The following is a 19,943-nucleotide window of genomic DNA, read 5'->3' as shown; positions in this document are numbered from 1 at the left end:
CGCTCAGCCTTCCTTGAACTGCAGGGACTTGGTCTGGAGGTACTCGGCGAGCCCGTGCGCACCCAGCTCGCGGCCCACTCCCGACTGCTTGTAACCGCCGAAGGGGGCCCGGGGATTGAAGCGGCCCCCGTTGATGTCGATCTGACCGGTCTCCAGCCCGCGCGCGAACGCGGCCGCCTCCGCGTCGTCGCCCGCCCAGACGGCGCCGGCGAGCCCATAGATCGTGCCGTTGGCGATCCGCCGCGCGTCCTCCTCGTCCTCGTAGCGCAGGATCGACAGCACCGGGCCGAAGATCTCCTCCTGGGCGATCGTCATCTCCGGGGTGACGTCGGCGAAGACGGTGGGCCGGACGTAGTAGCCGCGCTCACGGGGGGCGTCCGGGCCGCCCGCGACCAGGCGCGCGCCCTGAGCCACGCCCTGGTCGATGTAACCGCGCACCCGCGCCTGCTGCCGGGCGCTCACCAGCGGGCCGATGCGGTCGCCGTACTTGTCCGCGGCCGCGGCGGCCAGCGCGACCGCCTCCTCGTACCGGTCCCGGTGCACCAGCATCCGGGTCCAGGCGCTGCATGTCTGGCCGGAGTTGGCCATCACGTTCGCGACGCCGACGTTCACCGCCCGGGCGAGGTCCGCGCTCGGCAGGATGACGTTCGCCGACTTGCCGCCCAGTTCCAGTGCGACCTTCTTGACGGCCGCGCCCGCGGTCGCGCCGATCTGCCGGCCCACCGCCGTGGATCCGGTGAACGAGACCAGGTCGACGCCCTCGTGTCCGGCGAGCGCCTGGCCCGCGACCGGGCCGAGCCCGGTGACGAGCTGGAACACCCCGGCCGGTACGCCCGCCTCGTGCACCGCCTCCGCGAAGAGCTGAGCGGTCAGCGGGGTGTCCTCGGCGGGCTTGAGGACGACGGTGCAGCCCGCGGCGAGCGCCGGGGCGACCTTGGCGACGATCTGGTGGAGCGGGTAGTTCCAGGGAGTGATGGCGCCCACGACACCGACCGGCTCGTGATACACGACGGAGTTGCCGACCTTCTCCTCGAAGGCATGTCCGGCGGCCAGTTCGGCGTACGAGCCCGCCACGGCGATCGGCAGACCCGCCTGGACGTTCCGGGAGAACTCCGGCGGCGACCCCAGCTCGGCCGTGACGGTCTCGGCGATCTCCTCCCGCCGGGCGGCAAGCACGTCCCGCAGCGAGCCGAGGCGCTCGGCCCGCCGGGCGGGCGGGGTGGCGGCCCACGCCGGGAGGGCGGTCCGTGCGGCCTGTACGGCGGCGTCGACGTCCTCGGCGGTGCCCGCCGGGACCCGGCCGATGACCTGCTCGTCCGCCGGGTTCACGACGTCGATGGTGTCCCGGCCAAAGGCGGGGCGCCAGGCGCCGTCGATGTACATGCCGTCATGTGCCTTCATCGTCGTCCTTCCGGGCGGGCCGTGAACGGGCCCCAAACTAGCGACGTTAGTTTTGCGGCGCCAGGTCCTTCGCCGACGTGGCCGGTCGGTCCGGCGTGTCGAGCGGCAGAAGGTCGACGGGCACCCCGTTGAGCACCGCGTTGCCCGACAGCGGGTCGAGCAGGCTGCCGTCGAGGAGCTGGTTGACGTTGACGCCGGGGTCCAGGGCGGCGTGGCTCATCCGGGTGCCGGGCCGGTCATGTCCCCAGCCGTGCGGGAGGCTCACGACCCCGCGCCGGACGGTGTCGGTGATCTCGACGGGCGCGGTCACCGCTCCCCCGGCGCCCCGGACCCGTACCGGCGCGCCGTCGACGAGGCCGAGCCGCTCCGCGTCCTCGGGGTGGACCTGCAGGGTGCAGCGGTTGGAACCGCCCGTCAGCGCGGGCACGTTGTGCAGCCAGCTGTTGTTGGACCGCAGATGGCGACGCCCGACGAGCACCAGCCCGGCGGCGCGCTCGCCGAGGGCCTGCCTCAGGCGCGGCAGGTCGCCCGCGATGGGCCCCGGCAGCAGTTCGACCTTGCCGCTCACGGTCTTCAGCGGCTGCGGCAGTCGGGACGTGAGCGGGCCGAGGTCGATGCCGTGCGGATGGGCGAGCAGCTTCTCCAGGGTGAGCCCGTCGGGCCGGGAGCCGAACCCGTCGCCGTAGGGGCCGAGACGCAGCATCATGTCCAGTCGCCGCTCGGCGCCGTTGTCCCCGGTGAGCTGCGCGGCCAGTTCGCGCGGGTCGCGGCCGTGGACGGGCGAGTGTGCTTCGGTGACCGCCTTGCCGAGAGTCTGGTCGATGACCATGGTGTCGACGGCGGCCGCCGCGCCGTACTTCCCCAAGCTCTCGGCTTCGCTCGAGCAGGGGAGACCCCAATCCGTGGCGGCGAGGACCAGCCGGGCGAGGATCTCGGTCTCCGGCATACGGCCGGGCTCCAGGGGGACGGCGGCGGGGGTGTAGCGGACCTGGTTGCGTACGGCGAGGGCGTTGAAGGCGAAGTCGAAGTGCGGCGCCTGGGAGGGCGGGGGCGGCGGCAGCACGACATGCGCGTGGCGCGAGGTCTCGTTGAGATACGGGTCGACGCTGACCATGAAGTCGAGCGTGCCGAGCGCCTTGTCGAGGCGGTCGCCGTCCGGGGCTGAGAGCACGGGGTTGGCCGCGACCGCGATGACGGCACGGATCGGGCTGCCCTCGTCGGTGACGGTGTCGATCTCCTCCGCCAGCGCGGAGATGGGCAGTTCACCCTTTGCCTCGGGGTGCCGGTTCACCCGCGAGTGCCAGCGGCCGAGCGCGAAGCCGCGGCCGGGCCCGGCGGGGCGGGGGGTCTTGTCGGTGGCCGAGAGCGGGAAGAGCGCGCCGCCCGGCCGGTCCAGGTTGCCGGTGAGGATGTTGAGCACGTCGACCAGCCAGCTGGCGAGGGTGCCGTGCGGCACGGTGCAGCTGCCGATGCGTCCGTAGACGGCAGCGGTGGGGGCGGCGGCCAGCTCCCGGGCGAGGGTCCGGATGACGTCGGCCTCGACATCGCACGCCGCGGCGACGGCCTCAGGAGTGAAGTCCCGGAGGGCGGCGGCCAGGTCCTCGACACCCTGGACGTGCGGGGCGAGATGCCCGAGGCCGACGAGGTCCTCCTCGAAGAGGACCTGGGTCATCGCCGCGAGCAGCAGGGCGTCGGCGCCCGGGCGGACGGCCACATGGCGGTCGGCGAGGCGGGCGGTACGGGTGCGACGCGGGTCGATCACGGTGAGGGTGCCGCCGCGGGCCTTGAGCGCCCTGAGCCTGCCGGGGAAGTCGGGGGCGGTGCACAGACTTCCGTTGGACTCCAGGGGGTTGGCGCCGATGAGCAGCAGATGATCGGTGCGGTCGAGGTCGGGCACGGGGATGGCGCCGGCGTCGCCGTACAGCAGTCCGCTGGAGACGTGCTTGGGCATCTGGTCGAGGGTGGAGGCCGAGAAGAAGCTGTGGGTGCGCAGACCGGCGAGCAACAGGGGCGGATAGAGGCCGCCGGCCACGGTGTGCACATTGGGGTTGCCGAGGACGACGCCGACGGCGTGCGGCCCGTACTGCTCGACGACCGGCCGCAGCCCGGCGGCGACGGCGTCGAACGCCTCCTCCCAGGTGGCCTCGCGCAGTGCTCCGTCCCGGCGCACGAGCGGCGTGCGCAGCCGGTCGGGGTCGGCGTCGGCGGCCCCGAAGGAGGCGCCCTTCGGGCAGATGAAGCCCCTGCTGAACACGTCGTCCCGGTCACCGCGGGCGCCGGTGACCCGGGTGCCGTCGATCGTGAGCGTCAGCCCGCAGGTGGCCTCGCAGAGGGGACAGATACGCAGAGCGGTGCGGGGCACGGGTCCTCCCGGAGGGTGGCGGCGGTGACGCACGAACGAGCCGAGCATACCGACCGGTATGAACGGAGGGGAGGGGGCGCGGTGCGCGTCCCCTCCGGCTCTCAGTCGAGGGCCCGCTCCAGATAGGCCCGCAGGAGCGTGCGTGCCTCGGCGATGATCCGCTCGTCGCCCGCGGGGTCCGTCCGGAAGGCGAGATGGACCAGGGTGTCGGCCGTTTCCACCGCGACCAGGAACATCCGCCGCAGGTCTTCGTCCGGTTCGCGGTCGATGTACGCCGACAGCAGGTCCGAAAGGCGGTCGGCGACGCGGTGGTTGGGTTCGGCGTATCGGGCGCCGACCGGGATCTGGTTGCCGAAGTCGACGAGGGAGAAGCCGGGCGCCGTGCGCTTCATGTCCAGGTACTCGTCGAGCACCGCGTCCATGGCCGCGCGCCAGCCCCTCTCGCCCTCCGCCTCCGCGAGGCGGCGGGTGACGCGCTCGGTGTAGCGCTCCAGGTTCCGTTCGGCCAGGGCGTCGGCCATCGCCCGCTTGTTGCCGAAGAAGCGGTACACGGAGCCGATGGGCACGCCCGCGCGCAGGGCCACGGCCCGGGTGCTCAGGGCGTCGTAGCCGGCCTCGTCGAGCAGGTCGGCACATGCGTCGAGGATTCTGGTCAGTCGTTCCGCGCTACGGCGCTGGACGGGCGCGCGGCGCAGCGATGTCGCGTGGGGCACGGGCTTCATGATGCCTCTCCGCCGGGGTCCGGTGAACCTCGCCCGTTTGTACGGAGTTGGATGGCACCAGCACTCATCCGGCGCCGGGGAGGCCGCTGCGGGCCGGGCCTACCGCCTCTCCCGCAGGACGGTGACGATGCGCTCGCACCAGTCGCGGTTGCCCTGTTCGAAGGCGAGGCCGCGCAGGCACGTCAGGTAGGGGCCGATGCGGTGGCCGTGGCGCAGGAACTCATCCTCCGTACGCTCACCGCGCATGGTACGGAGCAGCTTGCCGAAGAGGTCGATCTTGTCCTGGGCGAAGGCGGCACGCTCGATGAGCTGGGCGATCAGGGTCTCGGTGTCGACGTGGTCGGCGGCCTGGACCTTGACGAGCAGGTCGTCACGGATGAAGGAGGGCTTCGCGGATGCGGCCGTGAACTCCTCCAGCTCCGCCAGCCCGGCATCGGTCACCCGGAACAGGCGCTTGGTGGGGCGGGTCTCCTGGACCACCGCCCGGCCCGCGATGAGCCCGTCCTTCTCCAGGCGGGTCAGCTCGGCGTAGAGCTGCTGCGGCTGGGCGTGCCAGAAGTTCGCCACACCGAGGTCGAACGCCTTGGTCAGCTGGTATCCGCTGAGCTCCCCGTCGAGCAGCGCCGCCAGCACGGCGTGCCGTAGCGCCATCGGATCGCCTCCCTCACACCTCTCACACCTCTGTCGCCGGACGTCCGTCCATGATAGTCATGAAAATGACTAATCACATCCATGACTATGGAAGGGGAGCGCGCCATGAACGCTGCCGACCGATTCCGTGCCGCCGTCGACAACCGGGACCTCGCGGCCCTGGACGACCTGTTCACGGAGGACATCCGCCTCTACAGCCCCGTCAAGTTCGCCCCCTTCGAGGGCAAACCGATGGTGCTGGGCCTCTTCGGGGTCCTGCTGCGCACGTTCGAGGACTTCCGTTACATCGGCCGGTACACCGGTACCGCGCAGACCAGCAGCGACGGCACGTCCGCCCCGTCGGAGGTGCTGCTCTTCCGCGCCACGGCGGGCGGCAAGGAGATCCACGGGATAGATCTGCTGCACTTCGACGACGACGGCCGGATCAAGGAGTTCACGGTCATGGTCCGCCCCCAGTCCGCCGTCCACGCCCTCGGCGAGGCGGTCCTCGGCGGCCTGGCCGAGGACGGACTCGCGCCGGCGCCCTCCGGTCGGTAGACACACACCCCGCCCGTCGCCGGGGGCCCCGCGAGGAGCCTCGGCCGACTCCGGGAAACCGCCGCTCCCCCGATCACCCCGTGCACAGGCGGCACCCGCGCCCTTCGGGCCTACGTGCACCCGGGGCCCGGCGTCCGTTCCGTCCCCGAGGACGTGAGGGCGGCCGCGCCCTCCACCGGCCGGCCGTGCACCGACCACAGGGTCCGGTCGTCCGCGTAGAGCCGGGCCCTGACGCGGTGTGTGCCCCGCGGGACCAGGGCGGCGGGGAGGCGGTAGGCGGTGACGCGCAGCCAGGTCAGAGAGCGGCCGTCCAGAGAGAGCCGGGCGAGGCCGCGACCGGCCACGGCCACCGGGCGCACCTCGGCCGCCGAGAAACGGAAGTGGCGGACGGTCAGCTGTATGTCCCGGCCACCCCCGGAGTCCGGCCGGACCTCGACGGCCACCCGGGGCGCACCCTTCGGGTCGACGTCACGGTAGTGCCGCCCCTGCTCGTCCGTATCCGTCAGCACCGTGCCCGCCGGCGAGACCCTCGCCCCGCCCTTCCCCTCGTGGACGTCCTCCGCGCCGCAGCCGGCGGAGCCGCCGATCAGAGCACCCGCCGCGAGCGCGGCGAGCAGTCCGCGCCTGAACGCCATGCCGGCGAGCGTAGGACAGTCCCGCGGCGGCCGGATCCCCCTGGAGGCTGGTTCCGGTGTCCCCCGGAAGTGCCGCGCGCCCCTCTCGAATCCCGCTCCCCCTTGCGCGCCCGACCCACGAATCCTACGGTGATGCATAGGAATCAGTGACGAGGGAGCAGTGATGAACGGGGACGCGAGGAAGACCGCGGAGGGGCTGGCGTATCTCTCCGGTTTCGGCAACGAGCACAGCTCGGAGGCGGTTCCGGGCGCCCTGCCCGAAGGCCGCAACTCCCCGCAGCGCGCCCCGCTCGGGCTGTACGCGGAGCAGTTGAGCGGGACGGCGTTCACCGAGCCGAGGGCGCACAACCGCCGCTCGTGGCTGTATCGCATCCGCCCCTCGGCGGCCCATCCGGCGTTCACCCGCGCCGACAACGGCACGCTGCGCTCGGCGCCCTTCACGGAGGCGGTGCCCGACCCCAACCGGCTGCGCTGGAACCCGCTGCCCGAGCCGGCGGCGGGCACGGACTTCCTCGCCGGGCTGTGGACCCTCGGCGGCAACGGCGACGCCACCCAGCGCACCGGCATGGCCGTGCACCTCTATCACGCCAACGCCTCCATGGACCGGGTCTTCAGCGACGCGGACGGCGAACTGCTGATCGTGCCGGAGCGCGGCGGACTGCTGCTGCACACCGAGTTCGGGATGCTGCATGTGGAGCCCGCCGAGGTGGCGCTCATCCCGCGGGGCGTCCGCTTCCGAGTGGAGCTGCTCGACACCGGCTCCGACGGCGGTGAGCGCCCGACGGCCCGTGGCTATGTCTGCGAGAACTACGGCGCCCCCTTCCGGCTGCCCGACCTCGGCCCGATCGGCGCCAACGGCCTGGCGAACGCCCGTGACTTCCGGGCGCCGGTCGCGGCGTACGAGGACGTGGAGGGGCCGGTGGAGGTGGTGAACAAGTTCTGCGGCAACCTCTGGTCGGCCGTCTACGACCACTCGCCGCTGGATGTCGTCGCCTGGCACGGAAACCATGTGCCCTACGTCTACGACCTGCGCCGCTTCAATGTGATCGGCACCATCAGCTACGACCACCCCGACCCGTCCGTCTTCACGGTGCTGACCTCGCCGAGCGACACCCCCGGACTGGCGGGCGTCGACTTCGTGGTCTTCGCGCCGCGCTGGCTGGTGGGTGAGGACACCTTCCGGCCGCCCTACTTCCACCGGAACGTGATGAGCGAGTACATGGGGCTCATCGAGGGGGCCTACGACGCCAAGGCGGAGGGTTTCGTACCGGGCGGGGGCTCGCTGCACAACATGATGTCGGCGCACGGTCCGGACCGGGAGACGTTCGAGAAGGCGAGCACGGCCGAGCTGCGGCCGCACAAGATCGACGACGGGCTGGCGTTCATGTTCGAGACCCGCTGGCCGGTGACCCTGACAGCGCACGCGGCCCGCGCCGATCACCTGCAACACGGGTACGACCAAGTGTGGCGGGGCCTCGAACGTCACTACCGCCCGTTGCACTGAGCGCCGTCGACCGGTACGGATAGCCCGTGACCTCCTTTGCCCCCGACTCGATCGTTCTGAACCGCAAGCTGCCGCTCTGGTACCAGGTGTCGCAGTCGCTGCGCGCCTCGATACTCGGTCGCTCGCCCCAGGACCCGCTGCGCCTGCCCACCGAGGAGCAGTTGGCCGGGCACTACGGAGTGAGCGTGCTGACCATGCGGCAGGCGCTGAAGGAGCTGGAGGACGAGGGCCTGATCAGCCGCCACCGCCGGCGCGGCACGTTCATCGAGCCCAGCGCCAGGAGGGGCACCCCGGTGCGTCTGCTGGGCTCGGTGGACGCGATCGTGGCCCAGCAGTCCGGTATGACGACCGAGCTGCTGGACCGGGGCACGGGGCCGGTGCCCACCGAACTGGCCGAGCACTTCCCGGGTCTTCGCGAGGTGGCGACGTATCACCGGCTGCGCAGCGACGAGAAGACGGGCGAACCCACCAACCACGCGCGCAACTACGTCCGTCCGGAGCTGGCGGACCGCATCGACCGCGAGGATCTGCTGCGCTGGCCCATGACCAAGGTGCTGCGGGACGTGGTCGGCGCGGACATCAGCCGCATCACGGACACGGTCGAGGCGCGGCTCGCGGACCCGGAGACCGCACAGTTGCTGAACGTCCCGCTGCTCAGCCCGATCCTGCACTACACGGGTGTCACCTACGACACCTGCGGTCGGGCCCTGGACGTGGCGGTGATCCACTACCGGGGGGACCGCTTCTCCTTCACGGTCACCCTCGAGGCCACCTGAGCACGTCGTACGATGCCCGGCGTGACGCACGACGACGCTCCGCTGCTCGCGGACCTCATGCCGTGGTCCGTCGCACCCGTGCGGCCGGGCCGTTCCTGGCCGTCGGCGCCCGACGCGGCCTGTCTGAAGGCGCGGTGGGACGCCTTGGTGAAGGCCGAGGGGCCCGACCGTGAGGCGTTGCTGGAGCCGACACGCTCCCGCACACTGCACTCGGCGGTCGGTCAGCTGCCGGGCCAGTCCAGCGGCACGGAGAAGCTGGCGCGCGCGGCCGGGCCCTGCCCGGAGCCGGTCCGCGTGCTGTCGGCCCCCTTCGACGAACAGTGGCTGATCCCCGACCACCGCCTCATCGACACCGCCCGGCCCGAGCTGTGGCGAGTCGCGGACGAGCACCAGGTGTTCGTCGTGGAGACGGCGGCGGACTCGGGCGGCCCCGCCCTGCTCGCGACGTCCCTGCTGCCGCTGCTGCGCCCCGGCCGCATCCGCCCGCTGTACCGCCGCCCCGGCGGCACGGAACCCAATCTGGCGCCCGGCCTGCTGGAGCATCTGCACGGCCGGCTGGGCACGAGGCCCGCCCCGACGGACGTCCTCGCCTGGATCATGGCGACGGCACGCCCCGGCCCGGACGGACTCGCCGTCCCGCTCACCGCGAGCCCCGAGCACTTCTCCCGTGGCGTGGAGCTGGGCCGGCGCGCGCTGTGGCTGATGCGGCGCGACGGCGAGCGCCCCAAGCTGCCGGGCGGCCGCCGCCCGTACGTCCGCGCCCCGCTGCCCTCCCGGCCTCTGACCCTGCGCTACGACCCCGACGAGGAGACCCTCCACCTCGACGAGGGCCGTGTCTCCCCGGTGCCGCGGCAGGCCTGGGAGTTCGAGGCGGGCGGGGTCCGGGTCCTGGAACAGTGGTTCACGGCCCGCACCGAGCGGGGACAGCCCGGCATGCTGACGGCGATCCGCCCCGCGACCTGGTCGCAGACCTGGACGTCGGAGCTGCTGGAACTGATCACGGTGCTGGCGCTGCTCGCGGAACTGGGCCCGGCACAAGAGGAATTGACGCCCGGTGATCCCGTCACGGCCGGAGACCTGCGCGAGGCGGGAGTCCTGCCGGTCCCGGACGCGGCCCGCCTCCCCGCCTCCGTGCTCGACCACCACGAGGAGGGCCCGGAGGGGCAGTTCGCGCTGCTCTAGGCGCCGACGGCTGGGTTCGCCGTCGGCCCGCCGGCTCGACGAGGCGGGTGACCCCGGTGACAGCCTGCTGACAACGCCGCCCTCCGCGGGTCATGATCCCGCCCATGGACCGTCTTCCGCTGCCCCTGGAGGGCCTCACCGTCGTCGCCGTCGAACAGGCCGTCTCGGCCCCCTTCGCCACCCGTCAGCTCGCCGATCTCGGCGCCCGGGTGATCAAGGTCGAGCGGATCGACGGCGGCGACTTCGCGCGCGGCTACGACACCGCCGCCCGCGGTCTGGCCTCGCACTTCGTGTGGTGCAACCGCGGCAAGGAGTCGATCGCCCTGGATCTGAAGGATCCGAGGGGCCTGGCCGTCGTACGGCGGCTGATCGCGGACGCGGACGTGTTCGTGCAGAACCTGGCCCAGGGGGCCGCGGCCCGCCTCGGCCTGGACGCGGCCACCCTGTGCGCGGCGCACCCGCGGCTGGTGGCCGTGGACATCTCGGGCTACGGGGCGTCCGGACCGTACGCGGACAAGCGGGCGTACGACATGCTCGTGCAGTGCGAGGCGGGGCTGGTGTCCGTGACCGGGACGCCCGGGCAGCCCGTCAAGGCCGGCATCCCGGCGGCCGACATCGCGGCGGCCATGTACGCGTTCTCCGGGGTGCTCGCGGCGCTCGTCCGACGCGGCACGACCGGGCGCGGGGGCCCGGTGGAGATCTCCATGCTGGAGGCGCTGGCGGAGTGGATGGGCCATCCGCTGCACCACACGATGCATGACGGCACGCCACCGGCGCGCACAGGTCTGGCGCACGCCGTCATCGCCCCCTACGACGCTTATCCGACGGCGGACGGCGGCCGTGTGCTGCTGTCCGTGCAGAACGACCGGGAGTGGCGGCGCCTCGCCGAGCAGGTGCTCGGGCAGCCGGAGCTGGGGGACGACCCCGCGTACGCCACGAACGCGGCGCGGGTCGCCCGTCGGGAACGCACGGACGCGCTCGTCGCGAAGGCGCTGGGCGCGCTGGACGCCGACGAGGCGATGTCCCGGCTGGAGCGGGCGGGCATCGCGTGCGCGCGTCTGAGGGATCTGCGGGAGCTGGCCGCGCATCCGCAGCTGGCGGCCCGGGACCGGTGGCGGGAGGTGGGGACTGAGGTGGGGACGCTCAGGGCACTGCTGCCGCCGATCACGCTGCCGGGCGGGAACGAGGCACGGATGGGGGACGTGCCCGCGCTCGGGGAGCACACCGAGGCGCTGCTGCGTGCCGTGGGGATGATGGACGACGAGATCGCAGCGTTGCGCCGGGACGGTGTGGCGGCCTGAGCGCGGGCCTTGCGAGCGCCCGCGTCGCGGGCGCCATGAGGAACGCCGGTGGCGCTCAGCGCCCGCCGAACAGCGTACGACGCAGGCGGCGCAGCGGCGCGAAGAGCGAGACCTTGCTCACGCGCGCAACCCTTCCGCTGCGCTCGTGCGCGGGGCCACGTGCGGTCAGCTCGCGCATCAGGGACGTCGCCTCGGCCGTCTCACGCTGTGGCACGGCAGGGCCTGCCAGTACCGAGAGATGGCGATCGAGGCGCGCGCTGGTCGCACTGCTCCCGCAGGTGATCGCAGGGACCCTCGCCCTGCTGCGCACTGTTATCTGTTCCATGTCACTCCCCACCCGTACGAGTCCACCCGGCCCGGGCAGGCTAACCCTATCGCCCCCTCGGGGCACGCGTGTATCACGGGCGCAGGATTCACCTTCTCTGTAAGGAGGTTGACAGCTACTCTCCGAATCCGACGGATTGCAGGGCGAGTTGGACAACTGGCTGGCTGGTGGGCTGCGGTGAGCCCCCGTCGGGTTCCACGGTCACGGCGAGTGACGTCGCCGCCTTGCTCAGACCGCGCGCGATCAGGGGTGTGTCGCCATGGAACAGCCCGAGGGAGCGCGGTTGCACGTTGGGGCGCATGAGCCAGAGCTGATGCACACGCCCGCTCGGTGGCGCATCGAGTCCGCTGAGGGTGACGACGGCGCGCCCCTCGGATGCGGATGCGATTACTCCGATTCCTCGGCCCTTGGCGTCCCGGTCGTTGGTCGCCCGTGCGTCGGGCGCGGCGAGAACGTGGGCGATCTCACGCGCCTGCGCACGCTCGGCATCGAGGGTGCCCTGCGTCTGCGTCGCCTGTACCGCGAACAGCGCGGCGACGACGAGGGCCGCCGCGGCCGTGGCGGTGGCGAGCGGGGCGAAGAGAGGGCGCATCCGGGGCGCACGGGCGCGTTCGGGCGGCGGGGCGGCTCCCCAGACGTGCGGCGGCAGATGCCGGGCGCGGGACCTGATCGCGTCGTACGCGGGTGCGGGCGCGGGGTCCTGAGGGATGGTGCGCACGGCGGTCAGCACGCGGCCGCGCAGGCCGGGCGGCGCCAGCGCGTTCGTGGACCAGGCGAGGCGCACGGCGTCCTCGGACAGGGCCCGCACCTCGGCGGCGCAGCGCTCGCAGCCCGCGAGGTGCTTCTCGAAGCGCACGCGCTCGGCGGGCTCCAGCGCGTCGAGGGCGTAGGGCGCCGCCAGGGAGTGCAGGTCCTCGCGGCGCAGCAGGCGGTCGAAGAAACTCATGCGACTCCTCCCAGGCATTGGCGCAGCCGGGTGAGTCCGTCGCGCATCCGCGTCTTGACCGTGCCGAGCGGCAGCGACAGCCGCTCGGCCACCTCACGGTACGTGTAACCGTCGTAGTAGGCGAGTGTGACGGACTGACGCTGCAGAGCGGTGAGGCGGTCCAGACAGCGGCGCACCCACTCCCGCTCCAGACCGGCCTCCACCTCCTCGGCGACATGGTCGAAGGCGGGGTGGTGGGCGCGTTGGGCCTCGCGCTGCTCGCGTTCGCCGGCGGCGCGGACGCTGCGCACCCGGTCGACGGCACGGCGGTGGGCCAGGGTGAGGATCCACGACAGGGCGCTGCCGCGGCCGGGGTCGAACCGGGGTGCGGAGCGCCACAGTTCGAGCAGCACCTCCTGGGACACCTCCTCCGACTGCGCCGGGTCCCGTACGACCCTGCGCACCAGACCGAACACCGGCCCGGACACCAGCCCGTACAGCTCCTCGAAGGCCTTCTGGTCACCTCCGGCCACAAGGACCAGAAGCTCGTCCGCCTCCACTCGTACCGCCCTCTCCGCCGCCGCGTACGGCCTGCTCGCCCGACTGTGGCACGCGCTGCGTCCACCGCTTCGGATGGGATACGGATCAGCAGGCCGAAAACGCGGGTCGAGCAGGCACAAAAAGATTTTTCGAGATCCACCAATCCGCCTCGCGGGCCGCTCCGAATCCCGGTGCGTCAGGCAAGTTGGCACTGAGGACGGACGGCATGACACCTATCTCCAGGAACGGCGCGGGGCGCAGGAGTATCGCGACCCTCATCTCCGGTGCGCTGGCCGCCGGCGGGCTCGCAGCCGCCGGTGTGGCCGCGCTGGAACCGGGGGCGGCCTCCGCCTCCTCCCACCGGGAGGCTCCGCTCATCTCGGGGCAGCCGCAGTTCGACAACACCGACCTGTACGCGTTCGTGAGCCCCGACAAGCCGGACACGACGACGGTCATCGCGAACTTCATCCCGTTCGAGGAACCGGCGGGCGGCCCGAACTTCTACACGTTCGCGGACGACGCGCAGTACGACATCCACGTCGACAACGACGGTGACGCGCAGAGCGACCTGATCTTCCGCTACACGTTCAAGACGCACGTCAAGAACAAGAACACGTTCCTCTACAACACGGGTCAGGTCGACAGCCTGGACGACCCCGACCTCAACGTCACGCAGACGTACAACATCGACCTGATCAAGCTGCACAAGGAGAAGCTCGTCTCGAAGACGAGGATCGCGGACAACGTGCCGGTCGCCCCGTCGAACGTCGGCAAGGCGTCGATGCCGAACTACGACAAGCTGCGCAACCAGGCGGTCTACAAGCTCGCGGGCGACGCCACGGCGTTCGCCGGCCAGGCGGACGACCCCTTCTTCGCGGACCTGCGCGTCTTCGACCTGCTGTACGGCGGCAACCTCTCCGAGGTCGGCAACGACACCCTCAAGGGCTACAACGTCAACTCCCTCGCGATCCAGGTGCCGAACGACTACATCCGCGAGTCGGCGCACCAGCCGATCGTCGGCATCTGGTCGACGGTCCAGCGCAAGGACGCCCGGGGCTACTGGTCGCAGGTCTCGCGTCTGGGCAACCCGTTGGTGAACGAGGTCGTCAACCCGCAGAAGGACAAGGACAAGTTCAACGCGTCCTCGCCCGCGTACGACGCGCAGTTCCTGAAGAACGTGACCAACCCGGAGCTGCCGAAGCTCATCGAGTCGATCTACAAGATCAAGGCGCCGTCCGAGCCGCGCAACGACCTGGTGGACGTGTTCCTGAAGGGCGTGAAGGGCCTCAACCAGCCGCCGTACGTCAAGCCGTCGGAGCAGCTGCGGCTCAACACCTCGATCAAGCCGACCGCCTACCCGAAGCGGCTCGGTGTGCTGGACGGTGACAACGCGGGCTTCCCCAACGGGCGCCGGCTCACCGACGACGTGATCGACGAGGCGCTCCAGGTGGTGGAGGGCGAACTGGTCGGTTCCAAGAACGACCTGGGCGACTCGGTCGACGCCAACGACCAGAAGTTCGGGCACTCCTTCCCGTATCTCGCCGACCCGACCTCGGGCTCGCGCGGTCCGGTGGCCAAGGGCACCGGCAACAACGTGCGCAACCAGCTGGGTGACGGTCTGATGGCGACCGGTTCCGACGGCCCGGACACCGCCCTGATCGCGTCCTCCGCGGCCGCGGGTGTGGCGGGCGTCCTGCTGGTCGGCAGCGCGGTGATGTGGTGGCGCCGCCGGTCCCGCTACCGGGCGTACTGAGCCGCCCCGCCCACGGGACCGGTCCCCGGTCCCGTCCCCCTGACCGGCGCGGCCCGTATCCCAGCCATCCCCCACGGCGCGGGCCGCGCCGCTCCCCCCCCCGTCCGACAACGAGCGTTTCCGTCCAGGAGATTGAGGAGAGGGCATGTCCCCGCGTAAGAACCAGAGCGCGCCGGAGAACGGGCGCGGCGGCCGGCCGGAGGCCGAGCCGACGTCACCGGCGCTCCGCGCGGCGGAGACCATGCCCGAGGAGGGCGCCTTGAGCGCCGGATCGCGCGGCGCGCACGCCGAGGCGTCCGACACGAAGGCGCTGAGCGTCTCGCCGGTACCGCCGGACGAGGACGGTCCTGCGGCCGACGGCCCGGCGACGGACACCGGGCCGTCGGCGGAGCGGACGCAGGACGACGACGCGGCGGCCGGCCCGGGCCCCCATGCCGGACCGGCCGCCGCAGAACCGTCGACGGCCGAAGCCGGGCCCTCCGCTCCCGCGAGCGACCCGGCCGCGCCCTCCGCCACGACCGAGCCGGCGGAGACGGTCGAGGGCCCGGCCGTGGACGGCGCACCCCACGCGGACGCGGCGCCGTCCCCGGAACCGGCCGACAGCGCCGTGGTGGACATCGCCGCCGCCGAAGCCGTCGACGGAGATGAGCGCATGAAAGCCCTGCGGAGGTTCTCCGCGGCCGGACGGCGCCGGCGGCCCGTGCAGCTCGGGCTCTGCGCCGCGTCGCTGGCCGTCGCGCTCACCGCGGGCGCCCTCGTCGTCGGTGCCGTACGGGACAGCGGCCGTAGCGCCCCGGTGGCATCCATGCCCGGCGCGGTCTCCCCCGAACTCCTCGCCGGCGGTGACCTCGACACGAGCATCCGGTCCCTGCAGGCCCAACTCCGCGCCCAGCCACGGGACTACGGCAGCTGGGCGACGCTCGGACTGGCCTACGTCGAGCAGGCGCGCACCAAGGGCGACCCCTCCCGCTACCCGCAGGCGGAGCGCGCCCTGGACCGTTCGCTGGCGATCCGGCCGGACAACGACCCCGCGCTCGCCGGACGCGCCGCCCTCGCCGCGGCCCGCCATGACTTCACCGGCGCCCTGAAGTACGCGGATCTCGCCCTGAAACAGAACCCGTACAGCGAGCGCGCCCTGTCCTCCCGTGTCGACGCGCTCGTCGAACTCGGCCGCTACGCCGACGCCTCGAAGGCCGCCGACCTGGCGGACTCGCGCCGTCCGGGCGTCCCCGTCTTCACCCGCTACGCCTATGTGCACGAACTGCGCGGCGACGTGGGGACCGCCCGCCGTGTCCTGGAGCAGGCCCTGAGCACGGCCACGAGCCACGGCGACATCGCGTACGTCGCCACCGCGCTCGGCCAGCTCGCCTGGAACCAGGGCGACTACAAGACCGCCCTCGACCGCTACGCGCGCGCCCTGGCCGCCGACGAGAACTACCTTCCCGCGCTGGAGGGCCGGGCCCGCGCCCAGGCGGCCCAGGGTGACACCGCCGACGCGATCCGGGGCATGGAGCTGGTCGTGGACCGCTATCCACTCCCCCAGCCGCTGGTGGAGCTGGGCGAGCTGTACGAGGCACGCGGCAAGGAGGGCGACCGGGCCAAGGCCCGCGACCAGTACGCCCTGGTCGACGCCTGGGTCTCGCTGGCCCGCGCCAACGGCGTCAACGCCGATCTCGACACCGCCCTCGCCGCCGCCGACCACGGCGACCACGCGGCCGCGCTCAAGGCCGCCCGGGCCGAGTGGGCGCGCCGCCACACCGTGCACACCGCGGACGCCCTCGCCTGGGCGCTGCATGTGAACGGCCGCGACCGGGAGGCCCTCCCCTACGCCCAGCAGGCCACGGCCACCGGTTACCGCAACGCGGTCTTCATCTACCACCGCGGCGTGATCGAACGCGCCGTCGGCCGGACGGACCAGGCCCGCGCCTCGCTCACCAAGGCCCTGCACCTCAACCCGGGGTTCTCCCCGCTGGGCGCGCGTGCGGCCCGCAAGGCGCTGGAGGCGATGAAGTGAACCTGCGTCGTGTCGCCGCCGCGGGCGCCGCCGCCCTCACGGCCGCCTGCGCGCTCGTCCTGGTGCCCGCGGGCGCCGCGAGCGCGCACCCGCTCGGCAACTTCACCGTCAACCGGTACGACGGCCTGGTCGCCGGCCCTGGTCAGCTGCGGATCGACCATGTCGAGGACCTCGCGGAGATCCCGGCCACCCAGGCCCGGCCGGACCTGGAGAAGCTCGGCCTCTCCGAGTGGGCACGGCGCAGGTGCGCCAAGGCCGCGCAGGGCAGCACCCTGAGCGTCGACGGACACGCGGTGCCGCTGGCCGTCGGCCCGAGCCGGGCAGAGCTGCGGCCCGGTCAGGCGGGGCTTCACACCCTGCGGGTGGAGTGCGCGCTGAGGGCGCCGCTGCCCAAGGGGAAGACCGTGGCCCTCGCCTTCCACAGCGCGGGCGCGACCACCGGGCCCGGCTGGCGGGAGATCACCGCGCGCGGCGACCGTGTGACGCTCACCGGCACCGATGTGCCGAAGATGTCCGTGTCCCGCGAACTGACCAGCTATCCCAAGGACCTTCTCTCCTCGCCGGCCGACACCGTCAAGGCCTCCCTGCGGGTGCGGCCGGGCGGTGCCGCCCTCGTCGACGACCGGCGGGACGCGCCTGCCGCCGCCGTACTGCCGCGTGGTGCCGACCGGTGGACCGAGGCGCTGAACAATCTTGTCGCGCAGCACCATCTCACCGTCGGCTTCGCCGCGCTCGCCCTGGTCATCTCGATCGGCCTCGGGGCGATGCACGCGCTGGGGCCCGGCCACGGCAAGACCCTGATGGCCGCCAGCGCGGCGGCCCGCGGCGGCCGGGCGAGGCTCAGGGACGTCCTGCCGCTGGCCGCCTCCGTGACCGTCACCCACACCCTCGGCGTGGTCGCGCTGGGCCTGCTGGTCACGGCCGGCTCCGCGGCGGCACCCTCGGTGATCGCCTGGCTCGGCCTGGCCAGCGGCGTCCTGGTCACCGTGGCCGGCGCGCAGCTCGTCCGCAGGGCGTGGCGCAACCGGGTTCCCGTGCACGGCCATGACCACAGCCACGATCAAGGCCACAGCCACAGCGATGAGCACGAGCACGTCCGTCAGCGCGTACACGCGCACGCCGGCGCGCACGCGGGCCCGGCGCACGACCATGCCCACACCGATCACGCGAGCGCGCACGACCACGCCCACCCGCACGAGCACGCCCACCCGCACGAGCACGACCACGCGCACCCGCACCCGCACGACCACGGCATCCCCCACACCCACGGCGGCATCACCCACACCCATCCCGTCGCCCCCACTCTCCGCGGCACCCTCCTGCTCGGCTTCGCCGGCGGGCTCGTGCCCAGTCCGTCCGCCGTCGTGGTCCTGGTCGGCGCCGCGGCACTCGGCCAGGCCTGGTTCGGTCTGCTGCTCGTCGTCGCCTACGGCGTCGGGCTCGCCCTGACGCTGACCGCGGCCGGGGTCGCGGTGGTCAAGCTGGGCAGCGGGGTGAGCCGGGTGCTGGACCGGCGGCCCGGTTGGACCCGCGGCCCGGCGGCGGCTCTGGTGCGCAGGACCGCGCCCCTGGGGTCCGCGTTCGTCGTCGTGGCCCTCGGGGCCGGACTGGTGTTCAAGGGGGCGGCATCCGCGCTCGGTTGAGCTACTTTTGGGGAGAAATCACGCGGAGTGGATACGACGCTCGGATGCGAATGGGGGACGCCCGTGTCCGAAGAACCGGGCCGTGAACGTGTGATCGCGGGGCGCTACCGTCTGCTGTCCCCCCTCGGCGAGGGCGGGATGGGGACGGTGTGGCGGGCCCATGACGAGGTGCTGCACCGCGAGGTCGCCGTCAAGGAGGTGCGCGCGCCCGCCGGGCTTCCGTCGGCCGAGGTGGAGCGTATGTACACCAGGCTGGAGCGCGAGGCCTGGGCGGCCGCCCGGGTGGCGAACCGCAATGTGGTGACGGTCTATGACGTGGCGCACCAGGACGGCCGCCCGTGGATCGTGATGGAGCTGATCCGGGGCATCGCGCTGTCGGACCTGCTGGACGCGGAGGGGCCCCTCTCCCCGCAGCGGGCCGCGTACATCGGCGCCGAGGTGCTCGCCGCCCTGCGCGCCGCACACGCGGCCGGTGTGCTGCACCGCGACGTCAAACCGGCCAACGTGCTGCTGTCGAACGACGACCGGGTGGTCCTGACCGACTTCGGCATCGCCACCGTCGAAGGCAGTTCGGCGCTGACCATGACCGGCGAGGTCATCGGCTCGCCGGAGTTCCTCGCCCCGGAACGGGCGCTCGGGCGCACACCGGGCCCGGAGTCCGATCTGTGGTCGCTGGGCGTGCTGCTGTACGCGGCTGTCGAGGGCAACTCCCCGTTCCGTCAGAACACACCGCTGAGCACGCTGCGGGCGGTCGTCGACGAGGAGTTGCCGCCGCCGCGCCGGGCCGGTCCGCTGGCGCCGGTGATCGAGGGGCTGCTGCGCAAGGACCCTGCCGAGCGCATCCCGGCCGAGCAGGCCGGGCGGGACCTGCGGATCATCGGCTCGGGCGGCACCCCGCGCACGGGCGCACCGGCATCCTTCTACGCGCCGACGGTCGCGGCGTTCCCGGGCGGGTCCCCGACTCCCCCGCTGCCCACACCCGCTCCCGTCCCCGTCGGTGCGACCGGGCCCGCGTACCCGGCGCAGTACGGGCCGCCGCCGCGCAACCGCCGTGCCGCCGTGGTCCTGGTGACGGGTCTGGCCGCGCTCGCGCTCGCCCTGGCGGGACTGACGTACACGCTGGTGCACGGCAACGACGACGGCGGCGGCTCCTCGGCGGGCAAGGGTGCCCAGCACAGCGACACCGCGGGCGGCGGGGCCACGAGCGGTCCGGAGCGGAGCACGGGAGCGAGCCCGGGGCCCACCGGGAGATCCACGGCCGGCGGCGGGAGCGGGCATACGACGAGTCCGCCCGCCCAGTCGGTACGGGTGACGGTCACGGGGACGCACACCGACTACTCCGGGACCTGCCCGCCGCCGGACGCCGAGGCGCCCACGTTCACGGCGACGTTCACGGTGGGGAACGTCCCGGCGGAGGTGTCGTACCGCTGGGTCACGACCTCGGGGCAGGTGTCGGACCCGGGCTGGAAGACGCTGTCCTTCCCGGCGGGCGGCGGGCGGACGAAGCAGCGGCAGGTCGTCGTCACGACGTACGACCCGGCGGGTTCGGTGCGCAACGCGATCGGTGTGGAGGTGCGCTCTCCGGTGCAGGTCACGTCCGGCACCGTGCCGTTCACGGTGACCTGTGAGACGGAGACCCCGACGGGCGGGGCCTCCCCCTCGAGTTCGTGAC

At 72.8% G+C, this 19,943-nt stretch carries 16 protein-coding genes and 1 pseudogene; 9 read left to right on the top strand and 8 right to left on the bottom strand.

Annotation, left to right across the window (positions count from 1 at the left end):
- Positions 1-3: 3 nt before the first annotated feature.
- The 4 genes from AB0L95_RS26040 to AB0L95_RS26025 all read right to left on the bottom strand — a co-directional run bounded on the left by AB0L95_RS26040 (position 4) and on the right by AB0L95_RS26025 (position 5,136).
- Positions 4-1,401: an aldehyde dehydrogenase family protein gene (locus tag AB0L95_RS26040; protein WP_365165096.1), complete on the bottom strand. Its 1,398-nt coding sequence runs from the start codon at positions 1,399-1,401 to the stop codon at positions 4-6.
- Positions 1,402-1,447: 46 nt separating this feature from the next.
- Positions 1,448-3,763 carry a molybdopterin oxidoreductase family protein gene (locus AB0L95_RS26035; RefSeq protein ID WP_365165094.1) on the bottom strand — a complete coding sequence of 772 codons (2,316 nt, stop codon included), beginning with the start codon at positions 3,761-3,763 and terminating at the stop codon, positions 1,448-1,450.
- Between the two features lie 101 nt (positions 3,764-3,864).
- Positions 3,865-4,485 (bottom strand): TetR/AcrR family transcriptional regulator, encoded by a 621-nt coding sequence (locus tag AB0L95_RS26030; protein WP_365165091.1) that lies wholly within the window; start codon positions 4,483-4,485, stop codon positions 3,865-3,867.
- 99 nt (positions 4,486-4,584) lie between these two features.
- Positions 4,585-5,136, bottom strand: a complete 552-nt coding sequence (locus AB0L95_RS26025; protein ID WP_365165088.1) for a PadR family transcriptional regulator — start codon at positions 5,134-5,136, stop codon at positions 4,585-4,587.
- 105 nt (positions 5,137-5,241) lie between these two features.
- Here AB0L95_RS26025 and AB0L95_RS26020 point away from each other — a divergent pair, with 105 nt between their 5' ends.
- Complete coding sequence (locus AB0L95_RS26020) at positions 5,242-5,673, top strand: nuclear transport factor 2 family protein (protein WP_365165085.1); 432 nt, start codon at positions 5,242-5,244, stop codon at positions 5,671-5,673.
- A gap of 110 nt (positions 5,674-5,783) precedes the next feature.
- Here AB0L95_RS26020 and AB0L95_RS26015 read toward each other — a convergent pair whose 3' ends face one another.
- A complete protein-coding gene (locus AB0L95_RS26015; protein WP_365165082.1) occupies positions 5,784-6,308 on the bottom strand; it encodes a hypothetical protein in 525 nt (174 codons plus the stop codon).
- 163 nt (positions 6,309-6,471) lie between these two features.
- Here AB0L95_RS26015 and hmgA point away from each other — a divergent pair, with 163 nt between their 5' ends.
- The 4 genes from hmgA (at position 6,472) to AB0L95_RS25995 (ending at position 11,071) form a co-directional block, all read left to right on the top strand.
- On the top strand, positions 6,472-7,812 hold the full coding sequence (gene hmgA, locus AB0L95_RS26010) for a homogentisate 1,2-dioxygenase (RefSeq protein WP_365165080.1): 1,341 nt from the start codon (positions 6,472-6,474) through the stop codon (positions 7,810-7,812).
- 26 nt (positions 7,813-7,838) lie between these two features.
- Positions 7,839-8,588, top strand: a complete 750-nt coding sequence (locus AB0L95_RS26005) for a GntR family transcriptional regulator (protein ID WP_365165078.1) — start codon at positions 7,839-7,841, stop codon at positions 8,586-8,588.
- Between the two features lie 12 nt (positions 8,589-8,600).
- Entirely contained in the window at positions 8,601-9,770 is a 1,170-nt protein-coding gene (locus tag AB0L95_RS26000) for a type ISP restriction/modification enzyme (RefSeq protein WP_365165076.1), read from the top strand.
- 104 nt (positions 9,771-9,874) lie between these two features.
- The gene (locus AB0L95_RS25995; protein WP_365165074.1) at positions 9,875-11,071 is read left to right on the top strand and encodes a CaiB/BaiF CoA-transferase family protein; all 1,197 of its coding nucleotides are present in this window, start codon (positions 9,875-9,877) and stop codon (positions 11,069-11,071) included.
- 55 nt (positions 11,072-11,126) lie between these two features.
- On the opposite strand, the gene AB0L95_RS25990 is transcribed toward AB0L95_RS25995, so the two are convergent.
- The 3 genes and pseudogenes from AB0L95_RS25990 to AB0L95_RS25980 form a co-directional block, all read right to left on the bottom strand.
- Positions 11,127-11,396 (bottom strand): hypothetical protein, encoded by a 270-nt coding sequence (locus tag AB0L95_RS25990; RefSeq protein ID WP_365165072.1) that lies wholly within the window; start codon positions 11,394-11,396, stop codon positions 11,127-11,129.
- 115 nt (positions 11,397-11,511) lie between these two features.
- On the bottom strand, positions 11,512-12,342 hold the full coding sequence (locus AB0L95_RS25985; protein WP_365165070.1) for an anti-sigma factor: 831 nt from the start codon (positions 12,340-12,342) through the stop codon (positions 11,512-11,514).
- Positions 12,339-12,884, bottom strand: a pseudogene (locus AB0L95_RS25980) (sigma-70 family RNA polymerase sigma factor); the annotation flags it as partial. The pseudogene AB0L95_RS25980 and the gene AB0L95_RS25985, both read right to left, overlap by 4 nt.
- Before the next feature lie 203 nt (positions 12,885-13,087).
- On the opposite strand from AB0L95_RS25980, the gene AB0L95_RS25975 reads away from it, so the two are divergent.
- The 4 genes from AB0L95_RS25975 (at position 13,088) to AB0L95_RS25960 (ending at position 19,942) form a co-directional block, all read left to right on the top strand.
- The gene (locus AB0L95_RS25975; protein ID WP_365165067.1) at positions 13,088-14,614 is read left to right on the top strand and encodes a DUF4331 domain-containing protein; all 1,527 of its coding nucleotides are present in this window, start codon (positions 13,088-13,090) and stop codon (positions 14,612-14,614) included.
- A gap of 145 nt (positions 14,615-14,759) precedes the next feature.
- Positions 14,760-16,628, top strand: coding sequence for a tetratricopeptide repeat protein (locus AB0L95_RS25970; protein WP_365165065.1), 1,869 nt, complete (start codon positions 14,760-14,762; stop codon positions 16,626-16,628).
- Positions 16,625-18,271, top strand: coding sequence for a nickel transporter (locus AB0L95_RS25965; protein ID WP_365165062.1), 1,647 nt, complete (start codon positions 16,625-16,627; stop codon positions 18,269-18,271). Before AB0L95_RS25970 ends, AB0L95_RS25965 begins: the two co-directional genes overlap by 4 nt.
- A 63-nt stretch (positions 18,272-18,334) precedes the next feature.
- Positions 18,335-19,942 (top strand): protein kinase, encoded by a 1,608-nt coding sequence (locus AB0L95_RS25960; RefSeq protein ID WP_365165060.1) that lies wholly within the window; start codon positions 18,335-18,337, stop codon positions 19,940-19,942.
- Position 19,943 lies beyond the last annotated feature (1 nt).

The sequence above is a fragment of the Streptomyces sp. NPDC052036 genome, from assembly GCF_040680495.1.
Lineage (GTDB): Bacteria > Actinomycetota > Actinomycetes > Streptomycetales > Streptomycetaceae > Streptomyces.
The sequence above is the reverse complement of the archived record's forward strand: the minus strand, read 5'-3'. Positions and strand labels throughout refer to the sequence as shown.

Bases quoted from the DNA above. Each gene is read 5' to 3' on its own strand.
- AB0L95_RS26040 (WP_365165096.1), bottom strand. From the start codon at position 1,401: ATGAAGGCACATGACGGCATGTACATCGACGGCGCCTGGCGCCCCGCC.
- AB0L95_RS26030 (WP_365165091.1), bottom strand. From the start codon at position 4,485: ATGAAGCCCGTGCCCCACGCGACATCGCTGCGCCGCGCGCCCGTCCAG.
- AB0L95_RS26025 (WP_365165088.1), bottom strand. From the start codon at position 5,136: ATGGCGCTACGGCACGCCGTGCTGGCGGCGCTGCTCGACGGGGAGCTC.
- AB0L95_RS26020 (WP_365165085.1), top strand. From the start codon at position 5,242: ATGAACGCTGCCGACCGATTCCGTGCCGCCGTCGACAACCGGGACCTC.
- AB0L95_RS26015 (WP_365165082.1), bottom strand. From the start codon at position 6,308: ATGGCGTTCAGGCGCGGACTGCTCGCCGCGCTCGCGGCGGGTGCTCTG.
- hmgA (WP_365165080.1), top strand. From the start codon at position 6,472: ATGAACGGGGACGCGAGGAAGACCGCGGAGGGGCTGGCGTATCTCTCC.
- AB0L95_RS26000 (WP_365165076.1), top strand. From the start codon at position 8,601: ATGCCCGGCGTGACGCACGACGACGCTCCGCTGCTCGCGGACCTCATG.
- AB0L95_RS25995 (WP_365165074.1), top strand. From the start codon at position 9,875: ATGGACCGTCTTCCGCTGCCCCTGGAGGGCCTCACCGTCGTCGCCGTC.
- AB0L95_RS25990 (WP_365165072.1), bottom strand. From the start codon at position 11,396: ATGGAACAGATAACAGTGCGCAGCAGGGCGAGGGTCCCTGCGATCACC.
- AB0L95_RS25985 (WP_365165070.1), bottom strand. From the start codon at position 12,342: ATGAGTTTCTTCGACCGCCTGCTGCGCCGCGAGGACCTGCACTCCCTG.
- AB0L95_RS25975 (WP_365165067.1), top strand. From the start codon at position 13,088: ATGACACCTATCTCCAGGAACGGCGCGGGGCGCAGGAGTATCGCGACC.
- AB0L95_RS25970 (WP_365165065.1), top strand. From the start codon at position 14,760: ATGTCCCCGCGTAAGAACCAGAGCGCGCCGGAGAACGGGCGCGGCGGC.